Consider the following 22,560-nt stretch of genomic DNA (forward strand, 5'->3'; position numbering starts at 1 on the left):
CAAGAGGGAAAGAATTATGCTCAAGACGCCTGCATTCCAGTATTACGACGACTTGCGTGTAACCGTGTATCAGGACGATACCAAATGGTGGAAATTCTATCTTCTGCCTGACTATGTGTCGATCCGGCGCGATCCCAACGGCAAGCCGATCTTTCTGCTGATCAAGTACGCATTTTCCGACGAGGACCGCGAGAACAACCCGGATCTGCCCGTTGGCGGCGGCATGCTGAACATGGATGTCGAGCTTCGGGTAAATGAAACCGATGAGGACTCGTTACGCGGCCGGCTGCAATCCTACGTGGACACCGAATGGCAGCGGCTCAAGGATTTTGCCGAGAACCACAGCCACACGCTCGAGGAAATGACCCTGTCGAGTTGGCACAACCGGACCAACGGGGTTCCAAGACCTGCGGGCGATCCGGTCACACCGCCGGCCCTGACGATCAAGGATGTGTCGCTCGGGCTTGACCCCGACCGCCCGGAAGCGCCGCCGGGTAACGAGGCGCCTGAGATCGAACTGTCCTATCCGGAATGGACGAAAGGGACGTTCAGCATCCTTGCGCCTTCGTCGGAGAACCTGGTCACGCATTCCGTCGTGGACGGCCCGCTGTCGATGACCGGGCCCAACACGGCGGCGGTGATGCTGGAGCTCACGCCCGCAGGCGCCACGTTCTTCGAGAAGACAATCCTTGAACATGACGGCACCGGGGGAACCGATCTTCTTCCGATTGCAGCGGTGATGAAGGTGGCGTTCATGGGCCGCCTGCCCCCGGTCAATCTTCGGATTCAGGCGGATACCCGCGCCGTGCACAAGGCGCTGACCTCGATCGACCACGACTACGACAACTACAAGTGCCGTGAAGACGATATCGCACATTACGAAACCCAGCTTGAAATGGCCGTCGAGGCAAAGCTGATCGACGTGAAGTTCGACACCGGCATGCTCGACCTAGAAGATGACCTCGTACAGGAAATCCGGGGCACGGCGATGGGCGTGGTTCAGGACCTGCTGGAGAAACGCTTTTTCGAGGAAACCGAAGAGCCCGAGGAGGAGGAAGGCGACGACCTGCTGAAGGAAAAGACCGACTACTACATCCTGAAGCAGACCGAGAAGATCGATTTCCAAACGATCACCTACAACGAGACGATGACGAGCATCGCGGAGATCGAGAAGAACCCGCAGGGCACTCTTCAGACCTTCTTCGACGGGTTGTCAGAGTCAGAAATGCGCAACTTCGTGCGTTTGGTCGACCTCAACGACCCGTTCTTCCTGACGCTCGGGCTGGAGGTGAATTGCTTTGCCGATTTCGAGAACAACCCGATCGCCTTCGTCGAGGTGCAGGTGCGCTATGACGGGCGGGACGAGAACGGGGACCTCCAGCAAAAGCAGGAAACCTTTACCTTTGACAAGGACGAAACCAGCGGAACCTGGGACCCCAGCCTTATCGGGGGCAAGCGCGAGTATTTCTATCGCTGGCGCCTGGCCTATACCGGGCAGGAGCCCGGCGACTTTACCCGTTGGCAGCGCGATCGCACGCCGACGCTGAACCTGTCGATCCCCGACAGCGGCCGTCTGAACCTGCAGATCATTGCCGGTGCAATCGACTTTGCGCAGACCGTCGATCACGTCCAGGTCTCGGTCAGCTATGCAGACCGGGCCAACGGCGTGGAGGAGGAGACACAGACCTTCAAACTGGTCGACGGCCAGCCCACACAGACCTATACCCGGGATCTTTTCACCGACTGGGACAAGCCGGTGCAATGGAAGGCACGTTATTTCCTCAAGGACGGACAGGTCATCGAGGGCGAAGAGGTTTCGACCACGGAACGCACGATCTTTGTCAACGCACCGCTCTTCAGCAAGCTTGATGTCGGGCTGCTGCCGGTCGGGGCCGGCTGGGACAACGTTCAGCAGGTGATCGTCGATCTGGCCTACGAAGACGAGTCCAACGACTACCATGTCGATCAGTCTTTCCGGATCACGAAATCCGAGGAGTTCAAGACCTGGTCCGTCGTGCTGCAGAACAATGCCCTGCGCGAGTTCCGCTACAAGGTCTCGGTGTCCTTCAAGAACGGCGATTTCAAGGTATCCGACGAGATCGTCGCCGACGGAGACCAGACGATCCCGATTGTCGCCACCGACCTGCCGCAACTCGAAGTCAGCGTGATGCCGAATACGGTGGACTTTAGTCTGACCCCCGTCGTCACATGCACCCTGCGCTACGAGGACGACACAGCCGACATCAGCGAGGTCAAGACCTTCGCCTTTGACGCGAACGACAACCAGACCAAAAGCTGGAACATCACGATCGCCGATAACGAGCGCAAGACCTACACGCATGAGCTGGATTATCACACGGTACAGGGCAACACGATCACCCAAGACCCCGAGGAAACCGATCAGACCGTCCTGGTCATCCCCAGGGTGGTGTCGCCCGAGGTCAAGTGCCAGTTCAACGCGCGGCAGATCAATTTCACCGACACGCCGGTCGTCGAAATCCAGATCGACTATGACGACCCGGTCAATGGTCACACCACATCAGAGACGTTCACGTTGGAGAACCCGACGGATTCGCCGGTTTTCCAACACCCGGTGGAAGAGGGTAGCCCGCGTGAGTTCACGCTGACGATCATCTACCATCTGGCGGACGGGCAAAACGTGGTGCGCGATCCTGCCGTGGTGACCCGCAAACGCTTTGTCGTGCCCCGCTTTTTCGACTCGGACATGGTGCCTACCCCGGTTGAGCCCGATCCCGAACCGATTGGCTGATGAGAAAAGGAAGGTGACCGATGCTGCGTCTTGGCCCCCCGTACTATTCCTTTGAAGGCGTCACCGTCATGGGTGACGCCCAAGACAAGCTGCAATATTACTACTTCCCGAATTCTCCGCATGTGCCCGTCGATGATCAGGGGCGTCCCGCCATGCGCTTTGTCGCGATGAAGGAGGCGCAGGACGAGGTCGACGAAGGCGAGGAGGATCTGGGAGGCTTCTTCTTTTTCGACACGGTGCTGAGTTGGCCCGAGGCGACGTTGAAAAAGGTCAAGAAGGAGATCGAGGACAGCATCGAGGAAGACACCGGCGAGGAGGTCGAGATCCGCCTTGGACCACTGCCTTTCGGCCGCGGCGGTGTTCAGCTCAACTTTCTTGACGAAACCACGCGCGAGATCGTTCTGGACCCGCCGGACCCCGACCCCGACAACCCGGCACCGGACGATGCCGAACCGCAGACCAAAACAATACCGGCCTGGGTTCCGTTCCTGCGCACCAGCGGGACGCCGTCGCTTTACGGTGAGAACCGCGCGATCTTCACGGCCGAGTTGAACCGCAAGGCAACCAAGCTGCTGATGGGCGCATTCGACGGGCTGATCCCGGCATCGGTGTTCTACACGCTGGAATTTGTCGGCCAGATGGAGGCCTATAACGTCAAGGTCACGGCAGACTGGGAGCAAGTCTACGATTTCGTCCAGAACCGGTTCGAGGGCAACTTCATCTTTTTCAACACCGAGATCGACAAGATCGTATCCGAACTTGAGGAAAAGAAGATCATAAAGATCGAGGCCGCCCTAGATACGACCGAGACGGACATCGACGCTGACACTCTTGAAGCGCAGTTCAACGATGTTCGCAAGGACCTTCAGGAGATGGTGCTCGATACGTTCTTTGAGCCGACCACCAATCCCAACGCGGTGACGCCCGACGGTCAGAGTTCGTTCGACAGCACCGTTGACAGCCTCGTTCGGATGCGGTCGCTGGCGCATGGGTTTCCTTCGGTCGGGTATACCCGGCGCGAAGTGGACATCACCGAATTGCGATCCATAGAGGTCGATTATTCGGTGCGCCGCGCCGTGACGCGCCGGATCTATCCCCAAGGTCATATCCATGCCTTTTTCGAGGATCTCGGCGTCACCAAGGACGATATCGTCACGGTGGTGGACGGCGCCGACGATGTCTGGAGCAAGGCCGAGTTCTCCGCCTCCTGCGTCGCCGATTTCGAGGGCAGCGGGATCGACCAGATCTCGCTCGACGTACAATATGTCAAGGATGTCGACTTTACCGCCAATCCCGAAGAAGAAGACGAAGACGAGGACAATTCAAACGCGCTTTGGTCGTTCAACTTCAAGACCGGCGAAGAAGTCTTTCGTAAAGGCACATGGTTTGACCCCGAGATCGGGCCGAAGTTTTTTTACCGGTATCGGATCTTCTTCAAGCCTGACGCGATCCCCGGCCCGTCGAACATGATGGAAACCCAGTGGCGGCGGATCGAATCCAAGAACATCATCGTCAATGCGGCCGAACTGTTCGAGCGCCAGACTATCAACGTGCAGACCGTCGATAACTTTCCGTGGGATCGGTATCCGCAGGTGCTTTTGCGGGTTCGCTACAACGATCCGGTGTCCAAGTGGCTGCACGAGGATGCCAAGCTGCTCTCGGCTGACGATCACGACTATGCTGCCTCGTTCCGGCAACGGGCCAAGGATGGGATCGAACCGGAATACTCGCTGCAATATATTCGCAGCGACAACGAAGTCATCGAAACCGCCTGGGAACCGGTGGATCGGGGATTGACGGTGATCCGCAATCCCGATCCGGAGAAGCTGGAACTGACCTTCGTGGTCAGCCCGGCCACCGTTTTGGGCCTGCTGATCCTTGATCTTCGATATGAGGACCCCGAGAACGGCGTTTTCGAATCCACGACACTGATGTTTCAGGGCGAGGACGCCTACAAGCCGCAGATCTGGGCGATCCCGTGGAAAGACGTGACCAAGCGTCGTTTCCTCATGGGGCAGACGATCATCGACGCCAATTCCAACATCATCCAGACCGGCATGATCGAAGCCGAGGGCAACGTGCATGTTCTGGGCGACGTGTTCGCCAAATCCATGGAGGTGCAGCCCAAGCTTATCGGGCCAGACTTTGCCAGTCAGGGTGTGTCCAAGATCGTCCTGACGCTGAAATACGAGGACGCCGCTAACGGGGTTCTCAAGGAAACACTGCACGAGTTTTCGGCCCCGGGGGACGCGCCGACCTGGAAGGTCATGCTCAAGGACGCGAGCCGCCGTGAGTACAGCTATGAACTGACCTACGTGATGGATACCGGCTTTACCAAGACGACCGGGGAACAGACGTCGCGTGACAGGTTCCTCATGTTGTCTTCGGCGGTACCGTCATGAACACCAAGCCCGGTCTTCCTGCTGCGCGCACCGGACAGGCGGCATTCATTGACCGCGTGGCGCGGCTGTGCCGCCTGAGCCCGGAGGGCCGCGCGGCTGCCATCCGCCCTCTCTCTGGCGCTGCCGGTCTTGGGTCCGTGGATCGCACCTGTATCGATGGTGGCGGGGACATGATGCTGACCTTCGCCGTGCCGACCAACGGCGCGCTCACGGTCGGCGTCGCGTCTGCACTGCCGCAGCGCCCCGCACCGAATGTCCGGCTCTGGCGCCGGTGGGACGTGGCCCGCCCGACCGATGTCGGTCGCAGCCTGATCTTCGGCAAGCCACGCGCGACCGATTGGGAAATCGCGGTCGACGAGGTCGAGGCGATCGCCGCGCCGCCGTCCGTGTTGGCCGAATTGCGCACGCGCGGGTCGGTCTACATGACGGCACGCGACGAACCGGGCAGCGGGCGGGGGTGGCTGTCATTCGGCTTGTACCATCGCCAATCGCCGCGTCAGACGCTGGCCGCGCTTGGCCAGCCACAGGTCTGGGCCACGGTGCGCGACCTGATGACAGACCTGCTGGGCCGTCCGGTCAGCGACGGCACCCGTCCATGGAGCATCGCCGTGTCGGCGGCCGGCTCCGAAGGCAGGATCCGTATCGGCACCACGATCTGGGCCCGGATGCCGGAACATCCGGAAAAGGCACGACGACTGGCCCGGCAGATCGGGTTTTTCGGGCATGACCGTGACCTTGTTTCGGGGCTTTACAACTACTGCTGCGGGCAAGCCCGCGCCCCGCGCGGTGTCGGGGTCGCGGCCGAGTTCGATTTCGAAGACGGAGCCCTGAAAGGGGCGCATTACACCCTGCGCGTGCCACCGGTGGGCCTGGGGCCTGGATTCTTGAAGGAGGTCTTAGATGGACAAGATTGATCTTAGGCTGCTGATGACCCAGCAGGCCCTTGCCGAAAACCAGATCGGCGAAGAGGAATTCGAAACCGAAGGCGTGGTCACTGGCGAAGGCGGCGCCCAGGAACTCTTGGTGACGGTGCAGTTTTCCGGCGAGGTATCGCCCTTGGAAAACGCAGGGCTAAGCGTCGTGACGCGCGTGGATGACATCGTCACGGGGCGGATCGCGCCGGGTGATCTGGCGGGCTTGGCCGAGGTCGACTCGGTGGTTCGCATTGAAGGCAGCTATCCGATGGAAGACGAGCTTGACATCTCGGTGGTCGAGGTGAATGCCGACGAGGTCAACAGCGGAACCGGCATCGGAACGCCACCGCACACCTATACCGGCCAGGGCGTGATCCTCGGGATCATCGACAGCGGCATCGATTTCCAGCACCCGGCGTTCCTGAACCCCGACGGCACCACGCGCATTATCGCGATCTGGGATCAGATCGTCACGGCGACCGGAACGGAAACGGTTCCGCAGCCCTACGGGATCGGGGTCGAGTATGACCGCGCCGCGATCAATGCCGCGCTGGGCACGGCGAACCCGCAAAACTCTGTCCGCCATTTCAACAGCGGCTCGGGCCATGGCACACATGTGGCCGCGATCGCTGGTTCCAACGATGCCAATTTCCCCGGCATTGCCACCGGTGCCGAATACATCATCGTGCGCAATGCCTCGCTGACCTCGGTTCAGGCAAGCTGGGCCATGAAATACATCTACGACATGGCTGATGCGCTGGGCCGTCCCTGCGTGATCAACCAGAGCCAGGGCATCAACGAGGGTCCGCATGACGGGACGATGGCGCTGGAATTGATGATCGACAAGATGCTGGGTGTGCCGGGGCGGGCCTTTGTCAAATCTGCGGGCAACGCGGCCAACGACAACGCCCATTGGGGCGCGTCCATTCCAGCCGGTGGCCACGTGGACCTGCAGGCCAGCATTGCCAATGTCGGCACGCTTGCGCAGCTTACCCGCGGGGTGATCGAAATCTGGTACCCTGCCGCAGGCAGGCTGAGCGTGACGGTCACCAACCCCGCCGGAGAGGCGAAAGGCCCGCATGCCCAGCCAGCCAGTGGCAGCGCAACACATCCCGACAGCTATACCAGCGGGACCAACATTTCTGTCGGCATGACCACGGATTTGCAGCCCAACCACCAGAACCGTATCCGCATCTCACTGAACAATGCCGGTGGTCTGGATCTTGGGGGATGGACGATCCGGCTTGAGAATCCGGGCGGCGCGGCCGTGGCATTCCATTCCTGGGTCAGCCGCAACAGTGGCGCGCGGCTATCGTTCAACGGCTCGCCGAATCCGTCTGCCGCGACGATCTCTACCCCCGGCACCGCGCGCGAGGTCATCGCCGCAGGCAGCTATGTCACCAAACCCCCTGCAGGCGCGGGCGGGATATCGAACTTCTCGTCGCGCGGGCCGACGACCGACGGGCGGATCAAGCCCGATATTTCGGCCCCCGGCGAGTTGGTCAAGGCCGCGCGGTCACGCGATGCGAATAATGGTGCCTTCCCGCCGGAGCCGCCCGGCGGCCAGTATCTCACGCTGCAAGGCACCAGCATGGCCGCGCCGCATGTCACGGGCTCTATCGCCTGCCTGCTGGAAAAGAAGCCCACCCTTACCCAGGAACAGATCCGGCGTGGCCTCGCGGAAACAGCCCGGACCGATGCCAATACCGGAACCGGCGACGCGGTGCCCAACAACGATTACGGTGCTGGCAAGCTCGATACTCGCGCCCTGCTGGAATACGATTTCCCGGCGGCGGCGACGCAGACATGGGTGGTGATCCGGTCCTCGCTCTACAATTGGACCGAAGGCGATCGGCCGCCCAGCTTTGAGGTGTTCGCCAATGAAAACGGACGGGCGATCATAGAGTTGGCCTATGGGTCGCGTGACATCCCCAATGCGCCGGAACGCGACCCCGCCAACCCGCTGCGCTATTATCACACCGGCGAGACCCTGACGAACGTGCAGATCACCAACGCCGATGGCAGCACGCGCACGCTAAACCTTGACGCGCAGGACATCGTCCTGTCCGGAAACCGCGCAACCTGGACCATGCCGCAAGAGCTATGGGACTGCTACCGGGAGGAGCTGCGCAAATCCAGGATGAGCCCACCGCAAAGCCAGATGGCGCAGATGCTCTACTACCGGGTACGCTTTGAACCCACCGGCGGCACATCCGCGATACTCTGGCCGGGCGACGATTCCTTCAACGCATCGCCCGACAACAACCGCATGAACATTATCGCATTGCGGGCGGATCCTGTGACACAGGTGGTTCCGGACACCGCTGCAATGCAGGCGATGCCGCGCCATGCCGCCGAACTTGATTGGCTATGGAAGAACCTTCCCGATGACGACGATGACCGCAGGTCGCTGGTCAACATCTTTTCGCACCGGTTCTTCACCAATCACGTCGAGACAGACATCCGCGGCAAGATCCTCTCGCTCTGGGTTGAGGCCGGTCCGGCCCGGCAGCGGCTCTCTACGATGCTGGACCGTATGTTCACCACGGCGGCCGGTCTCGAAATGACCGTGCTCAAGCAGCCATGCCTTCGCGAAGGCATCATGCTGATCGACCACCTGCTGGAACTGGTGTCGATCGTTCCGCATCCGGACATGACAGGCGTTCGGGTTGCCGAACAATTGGTCGACGATGTGCTGCAGGAGATCCTCGATCCCAACGGGCAGATGAATCAGGGCCGCGCCCAGACCTGCGCCCCGGCCGGCATCCAGACGATGCTGATAAACGCGAATGCCGCCGAGTACACGCGGCTTCAGCGCGGCCTGCTTTCGGCGACCGGGCAGGCCACTCTGGCCAATGGCGACGTGGTCTCGCCTCCGGTCGGCATCTTTCGGGCTGCGAATTACGCGGGCGATCAATCCTCGGCCTTCTATGTCCGGACCAATGCCGAACTTGCCTTTCAGGCGATGCTTCTGAAATACGCACGCGGGTCGGATTTCCCCCGCTTTGATCCGGATGCACCGCCGGATTCCCCGCGGGGCATAAACACGGTGTTTCAGGCCACCATTGCACGCGGGCTGACCTTTGATGAGATCAAGACCGCGCTTGACGGATTGTTCAACGCGAACTTCACCAAGCGGATCGAGGCCGCGCCCTCGGACGCGCTGCGCAACCAGTTCGTCAACGACATGCAGTCCAGTTCCGATCCCTTGCTGACCGTGCTGCACTGGCGCCACCCGCCCAGCCATGCCGATACCGGGTTGCACGCGGTTCTGTCGACACGGCACGAGGCCAACCGCACCTTCTTCAAGAACCCGCAATATGCCGGGTCGCGCCCACCCAGCGGCTACCAGCCGAACGGTTCTGCCGCCAATCCGCCGCGCCGCACCGACGATCCCAGCCAGACGCTGGAATCGATGGGCGACGATGACATGTCGGATTGGGTGCGCGGCTACTACACGCGCGCCTGAGCCAAGCAGGATTTGATGACGGAGAGATATAATGCTCGCTCTATACGAAAAAACACAAGCGATCCCCGGTGTCATTGTCTACCGCGACCACCAGGATCTCGGTCAGTTCTACTACATTTGCGAGGTGCCCCGGATCTCCAAGGTCAATGGCACCCCGGCCTTGAGCTTCGTCAAGTTCCGGCGCGACATCACCGACAATGTCGATTTTCAGGAAGGCGACAGTCTGGGCGGCGGCATCCTGAATTTCACCGTGGATCTGGCGGTCACCGAGGATGAGCTCGATGACATTCGGAACGAGATCCCGGACCATTTCGACAATGTGCCCGATGAAATCCGCCTTGCGCCGGTGACGGTTCGGGACGGATCGGTGCGACTGAGCGTGATGCGTGATTCCGCCGATGCCGAAGGGGCATCGGCGGACGCGCCGCGCGGGCTGAAATTCTTCGAGGAAGTGCACGGGTCGACCAAGCCATCCTTGATCGGCGACCAGCGCGCCACCTTCACCGTCATGCTGAACCGCGAAATGGCCACCGCCATGGAACAGACATTGCGGGGCGGCATCAGCATGTTCGGCGTGCTGTATCAGCTGTTCTTCATGGGCATGCGTGATGCGTTTTCGATCAAGGCACGCGCAGACTACAAGCGCGTCTACACACATATGGAAACCGAACTGGGCGTGCAGGCGCAGATCAAGGCTGTCAGCCTGGCCGCCGATATCGGCGTCGCGTTCCAGCGCCTGCGCGAAAAGGGCATCGTCAAGGTCGAGATCACGCAATTCACCGATGACGAGGATCTCAAGGCGCAGCAGGACGAGGCCTGGGAGTGGATCAAAAACGAACTTATCAAGGATCTGTTCGAGACATCCATGTCGCCTCCGGGGTTCATGCAACCCGATGCCGGCGGTGGCATGCTGGGGCAGTTGCAGAACCTGTTCGGGCAGATGCCGGTGCCTACGCTTGGCGCGGCGATGCAGCCGCAACGGGGCGCGGTCGCCCAAACGCCTCCGAATACTGGCGCGCCTGCCAGCAATCTGTCAGATCAGGTCGCCTCGACCGCCGCGACCAACCAGACGCAGGCCGCCGCGCGCGCGCCAGCCGGCGGTGGCGGCAACGCGATTTCCGAGATTTCGCCGTTCCGGGTGGGCTTCTCGCTCAAGGTCTTTCACCAGGATGAACTGAAAGTGCGCGAGTTCGATTTCACGATGCAGGCCGCCATGCAGCAGGAAGCCAATCCCAATGGCATGTTCTCGTCGATCTGCGACGGCTACAACCTCGACAAGCATATCTTTGAGATTGATATGGACGACCCTTGGTTCGATCGCGTCGTGTCGACCGTTTCGATGGGTCAGGATCTGGCCTCGCTCGGTATCGCTTCGGTGGCGGTGAACATGGAATACCCCGCCGACCGACCGGCCAATCGCGATGCAGACCATATCGACGGCTTCTTGTTCCGTCCCGGTGAAACCGACAGCAGGTCCTTCACGACCTTCGTCAACGACCGCAACGACCGCGACTATCGTTACCGGATGACGATCACCTTCGATCCGACAACGGAATGGCGCGGCAAGGACAGTCAGATCGTGACCGACTGGACCGCCACGGCAGATCGTCAGTTGCCGCTTGCACCGATGGACGCAATCGAACTGATGCAGGTCGAGATCGGATTGTCGAGCCTTTCGAACGATCTGATCGCGCAAGTCGAGGTCGAAGTCGCTTATGAGAACCCCGTCACCGGTTTCACCGATCAAAGGACTTTCGTGCTGACACCGGGCGGCGCGGCGCAGACCTGGAAACTGCGGCTCGGGGCCGACGCGCCGCTCGAGTATCGCTACCGGCTGCGGTACTTTTTCCGCGAAGGCAACCTGCGGATTGAAACGCCGTTCGAGACATCGCAGGAACCGGCGCTGGTGGTCAATCCGCCGTTTCGCGGGTTGCAGCGCGTCACCATCAACCCGATGCTGCTGGACGCGCCGAACCTGCTGCAAGCCGTGGTCGACATCAGCTACACGGAAGACGACAGCGGATACCGTGTGTCCTATCGCGAGGAATACGACGGGATGACACCCTTGGCCGTGCGGCGGATCGAAATTCCGACCCTTGCCGAAGACCCCGCGCCCGTCGAGTTCAGCTCGACCGTGATCAAGATCGACGGCAGCGTTTCGACACAAGAAAACCAGACGGTCGAGAACGGGATCATCTTGTTGACCGAAGGGCCGGGAACTGTGCAGCGCATCCGCCTGAAATTGCCGCAGCAGTCGTTGGGGGACATGATCGCTATCAAGGTCGCTCTGACCGGCAGCGGCGATCTGGCAGACGAGACCTCGGCCCTCTTCACACCCAGCCAAATGGCCGATCAGTTCGTTTCGCTTGTCCAGCCAGACGGCGCGGCGCGGGAATACAGTTTTGCCGTGACAGGCTATGACGTCAACGGGGACGCAACCGAGCTCGCAACCGGTACCACAAACGATCAGGTGTTCATCGTTCCGATGAGCTGAGACCCGGTTTCGGGCAATAGGGCCCGCGCCTGTGTCGCGGGCCTCTGGTTTTCAGATCTGGATGATCAGCCTCAGTCTGCGTGTTCGATTCTGCGGTTTTCAAACAGTGCCGCCCAGGTCGCATCATCGACCACATCGGTGCGCGGCAGCCCGACGCTCTCGCGGAAATCGCGCACGGCCGCCGCAGTCTTTGGCCCGAAGATCCCGTCATCCTTGATCATGAGCATCTTTTGCAGACCCTTCACCGACAGCCCGCGATCTCCTGTTTCAAGGCTTGGCATGCTGCCCGGGGTCTGCGTGTCCAGCGTGTCCTGTATGTCCGCACCGTCCAACCCGAGGATTCCGAATTCATCGAGGTTCAGCACGGACTTGTAGTCGAAAACCGGGCACGCCTTGGAGGCCACTTCCCGATGTCCGTGAAACGTCACTTTGCCGTTATACGCATTGTTGATTTCAGTGCACAACGCACGTAGCCGGTCGAATTGCGCTTCGGTGAATGCGTCTTCGTGCAGACCGTGAAGGCAGATCGCTATGGTTCCGGTATTATGCCCGCGCTGTGCCGCCGGAGTGCGATCAAGGGGCCTCCCCTCTTCCAGCATTCCGTCCTTGCGGATGAAGTAGTGATACCCGACATCCGACCAGCCGTTATCCTGCACATGCCATTTGCGGATCGTGGCGATGTTGTCATGATGCGGGTGATCCGAAGCCGAGCAGTGAACAAACACCCGATCCACGGATCGCGACGGTTTCGTAAACATGAGCGTCTCCTCCTGAATGAATTTGAAAACAAGGGGGTGATCCACGGATCACGCGGAAAAACCAATCACTGGCGTGCAGCAACCTGAAACAGGCATAGCCGTCACCGACGGCAGCTGGCACGCTATGTCATGTCTGTATATTAGCACGTTTAAGGGCACTTTTGGAGAAAAAGCTCGCGCAGAAAGTGCCAAGCGCACGTCGACATGTCCGCTGCAGAGCACCCCGCAGGCCTGCCCCCGTCAGGTGGTCCGGTTTAGTCCTGGTGCATCATGGGCCCGGTTCGATCCCCGGCATTGGACCGCCCCAAGGCAGAGTGTTCCGGCGGGGATATTGAGTGCAAGATGAAGGGCTTATCCGGCTTCATCTTGCCGGAAATACTCGACTGCACCCGGTCAGGCCCAATCAGAAAGGCACGTCATCCGCGCCGGTGATGAAGCGGGCGACGACCTTCTTGATGCCGGCCTTCTCGAATTCGATTTCCAGCTTGTCGCCCTCGATGCTCAGGATGGCCCCGTAGCCGAATTTCTGGTGAAAGACGCGCTCGCCCACGGTGTGTGCGCTCAGCGCCTGCGCGTCGATCACCGGGGAGCGGGCTTCGGTCGGCTGGCTGATGGGGCGCGAGGCACCGCGCGATTGCAGGCGGCGCCAGCCGGGGGAGTTGTAGACATTGGCCTCGGCGGCGCGGGTCTCGATGCCACTCGCCGCGACCCCATAGTTTCCGCCGTAGAGTCCGGGTGGGGTGAGCACCTCGACATGCGCCTCGGGCAGCTCATCAATGAAGCGCGAAGGCATCTGCGATTGCCACTGGCCATAGACGCGGCGGTTGCCGGCAAAGGAGATGGTGCAGACTTCCTCGGCGCGGGTGATGCCGACATAGGCGAGGCGGCGTTCCTCCTCCAGCCCGCGCGTGCCCGACTCGTCCATCGAGCGTTGCGACGGAAAGAGCCCGTCCTCCCAGCCCGGCAGAAAGATGACGGGAAATTCCAGCCCCTTGGCGGCGTGGAGCGTCATCAGGGTGATCTTTTCGCCCGCCTCTTCGGTCTCGTTATCCATGATCAGGCTGACATGTTCGAGGAAGCCTTGCAGGTTTTCGAAGCCTTCCAGCGCCTTGATGAGTTCCTTGAGGTTTTCGAGGCGGCCGGGGGCCTCGGGCGTCTTGTCGTTCTGCCACATGGCGGTGTAGCCGCTCTCATCGAGGATGATCTCGGCGAGTTCCATATGGGTGAGGTCGGCATCGCCGGTCATCCGGCCCCAGCGGGCGAGGCCCACGATAAGGTCGCGCAGCGCCGCCGCGCCCTTGCCCTTGATCGCGCCCTGCTCGACCGCCAGCGCAGCACCATCGACCAGCGAGACGCCATTGTCGCGGGCGATGCGCTGGATGGTCTGCTGCGCCTTGTCGCCGAGGCCGCGTTTGGGGGTGTTGACGATCCGCTCGAAGGCCAGATCATCGACGGGCGAGGTGACGAGGCGGAAATAGGCCATCGCGTCGCGGATCTCCATCCGCTCGTAAAAGCGCGGGCCGCCGATGACGCGGTAGGGCAGGCCGATGGTGAGGAACCGGTCCTCGAAGGCGCGCATCTGGTGCGAGGCGCGCACGAGGATGGCCATGTCATCGAGACCGAAGGCGCGCATGCCGCGTGTACCGCGCTGCATCGATTCGACCTCTTCGCCGATCCATCGCGCCTCTTCCTCGCCGTCCCAATGGCCGATCAGGCGGACTTTTTCGCCCGCCTCGGCCTGCGTCCACAACTCCTTGCCCAGCCGGTCGCGGTTGCCTGCGATGACGCCACCGGCGGCGGCGAGGATATGCGGGGTGGAGCGGTAATTCTGTTCCAGCCGGATCACCGCCGCACCGGGAAAATCCTTTTCAAACCGCAGGATATTGCCCACCTCGGCGCCGCGCCAGCCATAGATCGACTGGTCATCGTCACCTACGCAGCAGATGTTGCGATGCCCGCCCGCGAGCAGGCGCAGCCAGAGATATTGCGCGACGTTGGTGTCCTGATATTCGTCCACGAGGATGTATTTGAACCGGCGCTGATATTGCGCGAGCACATCGTCGTATTTCTGAAAGATCGTTACCACATGCAGCAGCAGATCGCCGAAATCGACGGCGTTCAACTCCCTGAGCCGGGTCTGATACTGGCGGTAGAGCGCGGGGCCCTTGCCGTCATAGGCCGAGGCCTCGGCGGCGGGCAGGTTGTCGGGGGGCCAGGCGCGGTTCTTCCATTGGTCGATGATCCCGGCGAGCATCCGGGCGGGCCAGCGCTTGTCGTCTATGTTGGCGGCCTGCACCAGTTGTTTGAGCAGGCGCAGTTGGTCATCGGTGTCGAGGATGGTGAAATTCGACTTGAGATCAACCAGTTCGGCGTGACGGCGCAGCAGCTTGACGCAGATCGAATGGAAGGTGCCGAGCCACGGCATCCCTTCGACCCGCTCGCCCATCAGGCGGCCGACGCGCTCCTTCATCTCGCGGGCGGCCTTGTTGGTGAAGGTCACGGCGAGGATTTCGTTGGGATGCGCGCGTCCCGTGTTGAGCAGATGCACGATGCGCGTGGTCAGCGCCTTGGTCTTGCCGGTGCCCGCGCCCGCGAGCATCAGCACCGGGCCGTCGAGTGTTTCAGCGGCGCGGCGTTGCTCGGGGTTCAGATCTTCGAGATAGGGCGCGGGCCGCGCGGCCATGGCGCGGGCGGCGAGGCTTGCGCCTTCAAAGGCGTCGGATTCGTCAAAACTGCTCATGCGGCGGAGGATAGCGTGGGTTAAGACCGAGTTAAAGATAATGTTCAGGGATTGTTCCACCTAAAGCGGTATCGCCCGGTGAAATGCTAGCACCACTGCGGCAGATCGCGTCTTAAGCGAATTTCAGCCCATCGGGGACGATTGCCAAAGCAGGAATCGGGGAAATGGCGGCCACGTGCTAAGGTTGTGCTAGGGCAACTTCATACGCCTGCGCTTTGAGCGCTGTGCATTTTTACCAAATTTAACATCAAAAAAAGGAGTTTCACGTATGGTTAGTGCGGAACGCATCGAAAGCTATCGCAAAAAAGGCCGCGAGGTCCAACTGGCGCAGACCGGGGACGAGGACCTGGGTCCGCTGAAACTGTTACCCGGGACATGGAAGAACAGCGGTGGTTTTGCCGCGCGTGGCTGGAACATGATCGCCCTGCCCTTTGCCGCCGACGACAACCCTTTTGCCTATCGGCTGTTGATGAACCACTATGAGGAAGAGCTGAAATTCTCGTTGGTGGACAAGGCGGTGCCAAATCGTGGGATCGACCGGGCGGCGGGCACCAATACCGATCAGTTCGTTGTGACGCTGGATTTCGAGCAGATGATCAAGCAGATCGACGCCGAGGATCAGCCCGATAGTGGGTTGGCCGGGCCTGCCGACCTGCCAATCCACCACGAGCCGGGCCTGTGGCTGCACATGACGAACGAGCGCACCGATGACCTGGATATCGCGCGGCTAAGCACGGTGCCGCATGGCGACTCGATCCTGGCGCTAGGGCGTAGCGAGGTGATCGACGGGCCACCGGAGATCGAAGCGATCAACGGCCTGCCGACAGGTGTCACGCATGACTTGGACAACAACCCGTACCTGGCACCCTACAAGCACTATAGCGACAACCCATTCAAGGGTACGATAACGGCGGCAGGTTTTCCCGGGTTCAACCCGGTCAGCCCACATGAATTGCTGACGCTGGGGCTGCCCCCGAACGTGGCGCGGACCACGGTGCTGGAGGTCAATACCACGGTGAACAGTGGCGGGATCAAGAACCTGCCGTTTATCGTCAAGCAGGCCAATGCGGTTGAGATGGTGTCGACCTTCTACGTCATGGAGGTCGAGAACGGCGATGATGATGCCAAGCTGGTGATGGCCTATTCGCAGGTGGTGATCCTTGATTTCTTTCCGCGCCGTGACGGGCATCCGGGGCTGATCGGTTGGCCGCATGTGAGCATCAACACGATGGAGAAGGTGGACGAGCCCAGCTACGAGAAAGCCTCGATGCCGTCGGCCTGAAGGCTTGCGCGTCGCGGGGCGGGCCATGAGGGTCGCCCTGCGGCGTGTCGTTCATAGCAGAATGCTGGACAAGGGTTTGAAAATCCGCACAGATGCGGAAATGGACCTGCATGCCCGATACCCCGCCCTGAGTGACCTGCGCGCCCGCGCGCGCATTCGTATTCCGCGTTTCGTGTGGGAGTATCTCGACAGCGGCACCGGTGTGGAGGCCACCAAGGCGCGCAATCGGGTGATGCTGGATCAGGTCCGGCTGAGCCCGTCGATCCTGCATGGCGAGATCGCGCCGGACCTGAGCACGACCCTGCTGGGTGAGGACTATGCCCTGCCGGTGGGGATCGCGCCGGTGGGGATGTCGGGGCTGATCTGGCCCGATGCGGAGCGGCATCTGGCGCGGGCGGCGACGGCGGAGGGGGTGCCTTATACGCTGTCGACTGTGGCGAGCCAGAAGCCCGAGGATGTCGGCCCGCATCTGGAGGGGCGTGGCTGGTTTCAGATGTATCCGCCGCGCGACCCGGAGATTCGCCGCGACATGCTGGAGCGCGCGCGCAAGGCCGGGTTCGGGGTGCTGGTGCTGACGGTGGATGTGCCGGTGGGATCGCGCCGCGAACGGCAGGTGCGCTCGGGCCTGACGCAGCCGCCGCGCCTCACGCCCCGGCTGATGGCACAGGTGGCGCGCTGCCCGGCCTGGGCGAGCGGCATGGCGCGGCTGGGGATGCCTCGGATGCGGCTGATCGACGACTATGCCGGGCAGACCAAGGGCCTGCCGTCGAACAAGCACGCAGGCTATCTGCTGCGCACCTCGCCCGACTGGGACTATCTGCGCTGGCTGCGCGAGGCCTGGGACGGGCCACTGGTGGTCAAGGGCGTGCTGCGCGGCGAGGACGCGGCAGCGCTGGAGAAAGCGGGCGTCGATGCGATCTGGGTGTCGAACCACGCAGGACGACAGTTCGACGCCGCCCCCGCCACGATCGAGGCGTTGCCGGAGGTGCGCGCGGCCACCACGCTGCCGGTGATCATGGATGGCGGCATCGAGGGCGGGCTCGATATCCTGCGCGCGATGGCCCTTGGGGCGGATTTCGTGATGATGGGGCGGGCGTGGCATTTCGCACTTGGCGCGCTTGGGGCGGAGGGCCCGGCGCATCTGGCCGATATCCTGCGCGAGGATCTGAAGGCCAATATGGGGCAGTTGGGGTTGCAACGGCTATCGGACACGCCGAGCCGGTTGAGATAGGATTTAGCACTCTAATTCAATGCGTTACAAGAAATGCATTACAATGTATATACAAAGTATATGCATTATGCCATGATGCCCGCCGACAGGGAGGCAGACGCATGCCCGCAGACGGACGTAAGAAACAGGATCGCAAGGACAGCCAGCTGATCATTCGCATCAGCAAGGCGGATCGCGATGCCTTTGTCGATCTGTGCGAGACGCTCGATACGAGTGCAGCGCGCGAGATCCGGCGGTTCATTCGTGACTTTACCCTGTCGCATCAAACTGCCCCCGACGAGAGCGGTGCGGTGCAGGACATCACCGAAAAGGAGCCGAAACCATGGCCAAAAAAGCGAAAATCAAAGAGCTCAAAAAAGAAGTGAAGCTGCGCGAAGCCAAGGTATCGCGGCAGAAAACCAAGCTGAAGTCGGCGCGCAAGGCGCTCAAGAAAGCGGCCTGACCGGGCCATCACGCGGCGGTTGCCATCAGGGCACCCGCTATTCCTCTTTACCCTCAGAGACAGGAGACTGCTGTGTCCTCATTGACTGATATTCGCGGGATCGGCCCCGCCCTTGCCAAGGCGCTCGCAGCCCTTGGCATCACCAGCCCCGAATTGCTGGCACGCGCCGACGCTTCGGCGCTGACCCAGGTGCGCGGCATTTCGCCGGATCGCGCGCAGGGCTTCATCGACGCCGCCGCGGCACTTGGCAAGGCCCCGTCGACCCCCGAGTCCCCGGCCAAACCCGTGACCGCCGAGGCCAAGCCCGCCGCTGCCAAGCCCGAGGCTGCGGCCAAGAAAGCCGCGAAGACCAAGGCAGACAAGACAGCGGCGGCGAAAAAGGCCGACGCAAAGGCCAAAGACAAAAAGTCTGACGCGAAGAAGGCCGACAAGAAAAAGACGTCCAAAAAGAAGGACGACAAGAAAAAGGCCAAGAAGGACGACAAGTCCAAGAAGAAATCCGGCAAGGCGAAGAAAAAGAAGAAGTCCGGCAAGTGACCGCCTGCGCCCCTATCCCTGCCGGGTAGGGGTGCCCACCCTTTGGGACAGGAAATTCCCCCACCCGGCGAATACCCAGAATGGCGGATTGCGCAAAGCTTTCACAAATCTTACAAGGTCATAGCGCCGCAGCGCGGCATCGCCGCGGGTGGCCCAAGACGTGACCAACCGGGGGTAAAGGCCATGGCCGACTTCAAGAAAATCCTGATCGCCAACCGGGGCGAGATCGCCATCCGCATCATGCGTGCCGCCAATGAACTGGGCAAACGCACCGTCGCGGTCTTTGCCGACGAGGACAAGCTGAGCCTGCACCGGTTCAAGGCCGATGAGGCCTATCGCATCGGCGAGGGGATGGGGCCGGTCGCGGCCTATCTGTCGATCGAGGAGATCATCCGCGTGGCCCGCGAGTGCGGGGCCGACGCGATCCATCCCGGCTACGGCCTGCTGTCGGAAAACCCCGATTTCGTCGATGCCTGTGTTGCTGCGGGCATCACCTTTATCGGTCCCAAGGCGGATACGATGCGCGCGCTTGGCGACAAGGCGAGCGCGCGGCGCGTCGCCGTCGAGGCGGGCGTGCCGGTCATCCCCGCGACCGAGGTTCTGGGCGAGGATATGAAGGCGATCCGCAAGGAGGCGGGTGAGGTCGGCTATCCGCTGATGCTCAAGGCGTCCTGGGGCGGCGGCGGGCGCGGCATGCGGCCGATCAACTCCGAGGACGAGCTTGAGGAGAAGGTGCTGGAGGGGCGGCGCGAGGCCGAAGCGGCCTTTGGCAATGGCGAGGGCTATCTGGAAAAGATGATCCTGCGCGCGCGCCATGTCGAGGTGCAGATCCTCGGCGACAAGCATGGCAACATGTATCATCTCTATGAGCGCGACTGCTCGGTGCAGCGGCGCAATCAGAAGGTGGTGGAGCGTGCCCCTGCCCCCTATCTGAGCGAGGCGCAGCGCGAGGAAATCTGCCAGCTGGGTCATCGCATCTGCAAGCATGTCGATTACGAATGCGCGGGCACGGTCGAATTCCTGATGGATATGGACACCGGCGCATTCTATTTCATCGAGGTCAATCCGCGCGTGCAGGTCGAGCATACCGTGACCGAAGAGGTCACCGGCATCGACATCGTGCAGGCGCAGATCAAGATCGCCGAGGGCAAGACGCTGACCGAGGCCACCGGCAAGGCGTCGCAATACGACATCACGCTGAACGGTCACGCGCTGCAGACCCGGATCACCACCGAGGACCCGCTCAACAATTTCATCCCCGATTACGGCCGCATCACCGCCTATCGCAGCGCCACCGGCATGGGCATCCGGCTTGACGGCGGCACCGCCTATTCGGGCGGTGTGATCACCCGCTATTATGACAGCCTGCTGACCAAGGTCACCGCATGGGCACCGACGCCCGAGGCCGCCATCGCGCGCATGGACCGCGCCCTGCGCGAGTTCCGCATTCGCGGGGTGAGCACCAATATCGCCTTTGTCGAGAACCTGCTGAAGCACCCGACGTTTCTGAACAACGAATACACCACCAAGTTCATCGACACGACGCCGGAGCTTTTCAAGTTCTCCAAGCGGCGCGACCGGGGCACCAAGGTGCTGACCTATATCGCCGATATCACGGTGAACGGGCATCCCGAGACGACGGGCCGCGCGAAACCGGCCGACGTCAAGCTGCCGCGCCCGCCCGCATTGCAGGGCGAGCCTGCCCCCGGCACCCGCACGCTGCTGGAGGACAAGGGCGCCAAGGCCGTCGCCGACTGGATGCTGGCGCAGGAGCGGCTGCTGCTGACCGACACCACCATGCGCGACGGGCATCAGTCGCTGCTGGCCACGCGGATGCGGTCGATCGACATGGTGCGCGCGGCCCCGGCCTATGCCGCCAACCTGCCCGATCTCTTCAGTGTCGAATGCTGGGGCGGGGCGACGTTCGACGTGGCCTACCGGTTCCTGCAGGAATGCCCGTGGCAGCGCCTGCGCGATCTGCGCGCCAAGATGCCGAACCTGCTGACGCAGATGCTGCTGCGTGCCAGCAACGGCGTGGGCTATACCAACTATCCCGACAACGTGGTGCAGGAATTCGTGCGGCAGGCCGCCGAGACCGGCGTCGACGTGTTCCGCGTGTTCGACAGCCTCAACTGGGTCGAGAACATGCGCGTCGCGATGGATGCGGTGGTGGCGAGTGGCAAGATCTGCGAGGGCACGATCTGTTACACCGGCGATATCCTAGATGCGGACCGGGCCAAGTATGACCTGAAATACTATGTCGGCATGGCCCGCGAGTTGCAGGATGCGGGCGCGCATGTGCTGGGCCTCAAGGATATGGCGGGGCTGCTGAAACCGGCCTCGGCCTCTGTTCTGGTCAAGGCGCTGAAGGATGAGCTGGACATTCCCGTCCATTTCCATACGCATGATACGTCTGGCATTGCCGGGGCGACGATCCTTGCCGCCGCTGAGGCGGGCGTCGATGCGGTGGATGCAGCGATGGATGCGTTCTCGGGCGGCACGTCGCAGCCCTGCCTCGGCTCGATCGTCGAGGCGCTGCGCAACACGCCGCGCGATACCGGGCTGAACATCGAGCGCATCCGCGAGATGTCGAATTACTGGGAGGCGGTGCGCGCGCAATATGTCGCGTTCGAGAGCGGCCTCGCGGCGCCTGCGTCGGAGGTCTATCTGCACGAGATGCCCGGCGGGCAGTTCACCAATCTCAAGGCACAGGCGCGCAGCCTCGGGCTTGAGGAAAAGTGGCCCGATGTGGCCCGCACCTATGCGGATGTGAACCAGATGTTCGGCGATATCGTCAAGGTGACGCCGTCCTCCAAGGTGGTGGGCGACATGGCGCTGATGATGGTCAGTCAGGGCCTGACCCGCGCCGATGTGGAGAACCCCAAGACCGACGTGGCCTTTCCCGATTCTGTCTTCGACATGATGCGCGGCAATCTTGGCCAGCCTCCGGGCGGCTTTCCCGAGAGCATCGTGAAGAAAGTTCTGAAGGACGAGAAGCCCAACACAGAGCGCCCCGGCAAGCACCTCGAGCCGGTCGATCTTGAGGCCACGCGCAAGGATGTCGTCGCGCAGCTGGAAGGCAAGTCGATCGACAATGAGGATCTCAACGGCTACCTGATGTATCCCAAGGTGTTTCTGGATTACATGGGCCGTCACCGCATCTATGGCCCGGTTCGCACGCTGCCGACGCGCACCTTCTTTTACGGGATGGAAGCGGGCGAGGAGATCAGTGTCGAGATCGACCCGGGCAAGATCCTCGAAATCCGCCTGCAGGCCGTGGGCGAGACCAACGAGGAAGGCGACGTCAAGGTGTTCTTCGAACTGAACGGTCAGCCCCGGGTGATCCGGGTGCCCAACCGTCTGGTGAAATCGAGCACCGCCACGCGGCCCAAGGCCGAAAGCGGCAACCCCAACCATATCGGCGCGCCGATGCCGGGTGTGGTGGCGAGCGTCGCGGCGCAGGCCGGGGCCAAGGTGGGGGCGGGCGACCTGCTGCTGACCATCGAGGCGATGAAGATGGA

General features: G+C 61.8%; 12 protein-coding genes. 10 read left to right on the top strand and 2 right to left on the bottom strand.

The genetic code is table 11. The annotated features are described in order from the left end of the window. Positions 1–16 precede the first annotated feature (16 nt). The 5 genes from RID11_RS20690 to RID11_RS20710 all read left to right on the top strand — a co-directional run bounded on the left by RID11_RS20690 (position 17) and on the right by RID11_RS20710 (position 12,049). The gene (locus RID11_RS20690) at positions 17–2,770 is read left to right on the top strand and encodes a hypothetical protein (RefSeq protein WP_350142199.1); all 2,754 of its coding nucleotides are present in this window, start codon (positions 17–19) and stop codon (positions 2,768–2,770) included. Positions 2,771–2,838: 68 nt separating this feature from the next. Further along, a complete protein-coding gene (locus RID11_RS20695; protein WP_350142200.1) occupies positions 2,839–5,172 on the top strand; it encodes a hypothetical protein in 2,334 nt (777 codons plus the stop codon). Continuing rightward, a complete protein-coding gene (locus tag RID11_RS20700) occupies positions 5,169–6,086 on the top strand; it encodes a hypothetical protein (protein WP_350142201.1) in 918 nt (305 codons plus the stop codon). Before RID11_RS20695 ends, RID11_RS20700 begins: the two co-directional genes overlap by 4 nt. Further along, complete coding sequence (locus tag RID11_RS20705; protein WP_350142202.1) at positions 6,073–9,555, top strand: S8 family peptidase; 3,483 nt, start codon at positions 6,073–6,075, stop codon at positions 9,553–9,555. Before RID11_RS20700 ends, RID11_RS20705 begins: the two co-directional genes overlap by 14 nt. Positions 9,556–9,586: 31 nt before the next feature. Further along, complete coding sequence (locus tag RID11_RS20710; protein WP_350142203.1) at positions 9,587–12,049, top strand: hypothetical protein; 2,463 nt, start codon at positions 9,587–9,589, stop codon at positions 12,047–12,049. A gap of 71 nt (positions 12,050–12,120) precedes the next feature. On the opposite strand, the gene RID11_RS20715 is transcribed toward RID11_RS20710, so the two are convergent. Both RID11_RS20715 and RID11_RS20720 read right to left on the bottom strand, forming a co-directional pair. Further along, the gene (locus tag RID11_RS20715) at positions 12,121–12,807 is read right to left on the bottom strand and encodes a peptidoglycan recognition protein family protein (RefSeq protein ID WP_350142204.1); all 687 of its coding nucleotides are present in this window, start codon (positions 12,805–12,807) and stop codon (positions 12,121–12,123) included. 403 nt (positions 12,808–13,210) lie between these two features. After that, positions 13,211–15,547, bottom strand: coding sequence for an ATP-dependent helicase (locus RID11_RS20720; RefSeq protein ID WP_350142205.1), 2,337 nt, complete (start codon positions 15,545–15,547; stop codon positions 13,211–13,213). Positions 15,548–15,815: 268 nt separating this feature from the next. Here RID11_RS20720 and RID11_RS20725 point away from each other — a divergent pair, with 268 nt between their 5' ends. From RID11_RS20725 to RID11_RS20745, 5 genes are all read left to right on the top strand, one after another. Then, the gene (locus RID11_RS20725; RefSeq protein ID WP_350142206.1) at positions 15,816–16,829 is read left to right on the top strand and encodes a heme-binding protein; all 1,014 of its coding nucleotides are present in this window, start codon (positions 15,816–15,818) and stop codon (positions 16,827–16,829) included. Between the two features lie 100 nt (positions 16,830–16,929). Beyond that, positions 16,930–18,060 carry an alpha-hydroxy acid oxidase gene (locus RID11_RS20730; protein WP_350142211.1) on the top strand — a complete coding sequence of 377 codons (1,131 nt, stop codon included), beginning with the start codon at positions 16,930–16,932 and terminating at the stop codon, positions 18,058–18,060. 101 nt (positions 18,061–18,161) lie between these two features. After that, positions 18,162–18,425 carry a hypothetical protein gene (locus RID11_RS20735; protein WP_350142207.1) on the top strand — a complete coding sequence of 88 codons (264 nt, stop codon included), beginning with the start codon at positions 18,162–18,164 and terminating at the stop codon, positions 18,423–18,425. Positions 18,426–18,574: 149 nt separating this feature from the next. Beyond that, positions 18,575–19,039 (top strand): helix-hairpin-helix domain-containing protein, encoded by a 465-nt coding sequence (locus RID11_RS20740; RefSeq protein WP_350142208.1) that lies wholly within the window; start codon positions 18,575–18,577, stop codon positions 19,037–19,039. 183 nt (positions 19,040–19,222) lie between these two features. Further along, positions 19,223–22,560, top strand: a 3,338-nt coding sequence (locus RID11_RS20745) for a pyruvate carboxylase (RefSeq protein WP_350142209.1), incomplete at its 3' end; no start/stop codon positions are given.

The sequence above is a fragment of the Roseovarius sp. genome, from assembly GCF_040219995.1.
GTDB lineage: Bacteria > Pseudomonadota > Alphaproteobacteria > Rhodobacterales > Rhodobacteraceae > Roseovarius.

Bases quoted from the DNA above. Each gene is read 5' to 3' on its own strand.
- RID11_RS20690 (WP_350142199.1), top strand. From the start codon at position 17: ATGCTCAAGACGCCTGCATTCCAGTATTACGACGACTTGCGTGTAACC.
- RID11_RS20695 (WP_350142200.1), top strand. From the start codon at position 2,839: ATGGGTGACGCCCAAGACAAGCTGCAATATTACTACTTCCCGAATTCT.
- RID11_RS20700 (WP_350142201.1), top strand. From the start codon at position 5,169: ATGAACACCAAGCCCGGTCTTCCTGCTGCGCGCACCGGACAGGCGGCA.
- RID11_RS20705 (WP_350142202.1), top strand. From the start codon at position 6,073: ATGGACAAGATTGATCTTAGGCTGCTGATGACCCAGCAGGCCCTTGCC.
- RID11_RS20710 (WP_350142203.1), top strand. From the start codon at position 9,587: ATGCTCGCTCTATACGAAAAAACACAAGCGATCCCCGGTGTCATTGTC.
- RID11_RS20715 (WP_350142204.1), bottom strand. From the start codon at position 12,807: ATGTTTACGAAACCGTCGCGATCCGTGGATCGGGTGTTTGTTCACTGC.
- RID11_RS20720 (WP_350142205.1), bottom strand. From the start codon at position 15,547: ATGAGCAGTTTTGACGAATCCGACGCCTTTGAAGGCGCAAGCCTCGCC.
- RID11_RS20725 (WP_350142206.1), top strand. From the start codon at position 15,816: ATGGTTAGTGCGGAACGCATCGAAAGCTATCGCAAAAAAGGCCGCGAG.
- RID11_RS20730 (WP_350142211.1), top strand. From the start codon at position 16,930: ATGGACCTGCATGCCCGATACCCCGCCCTGAGTGACCTGCGCGCCCGC.
- RID11_RS20735 (WP_350142207.1), top strand. From the start codon at position 18,162: ATGCCCGCAGACGGACGTAAGAAACAGGATCGCAAGGACAGCCAGCTG.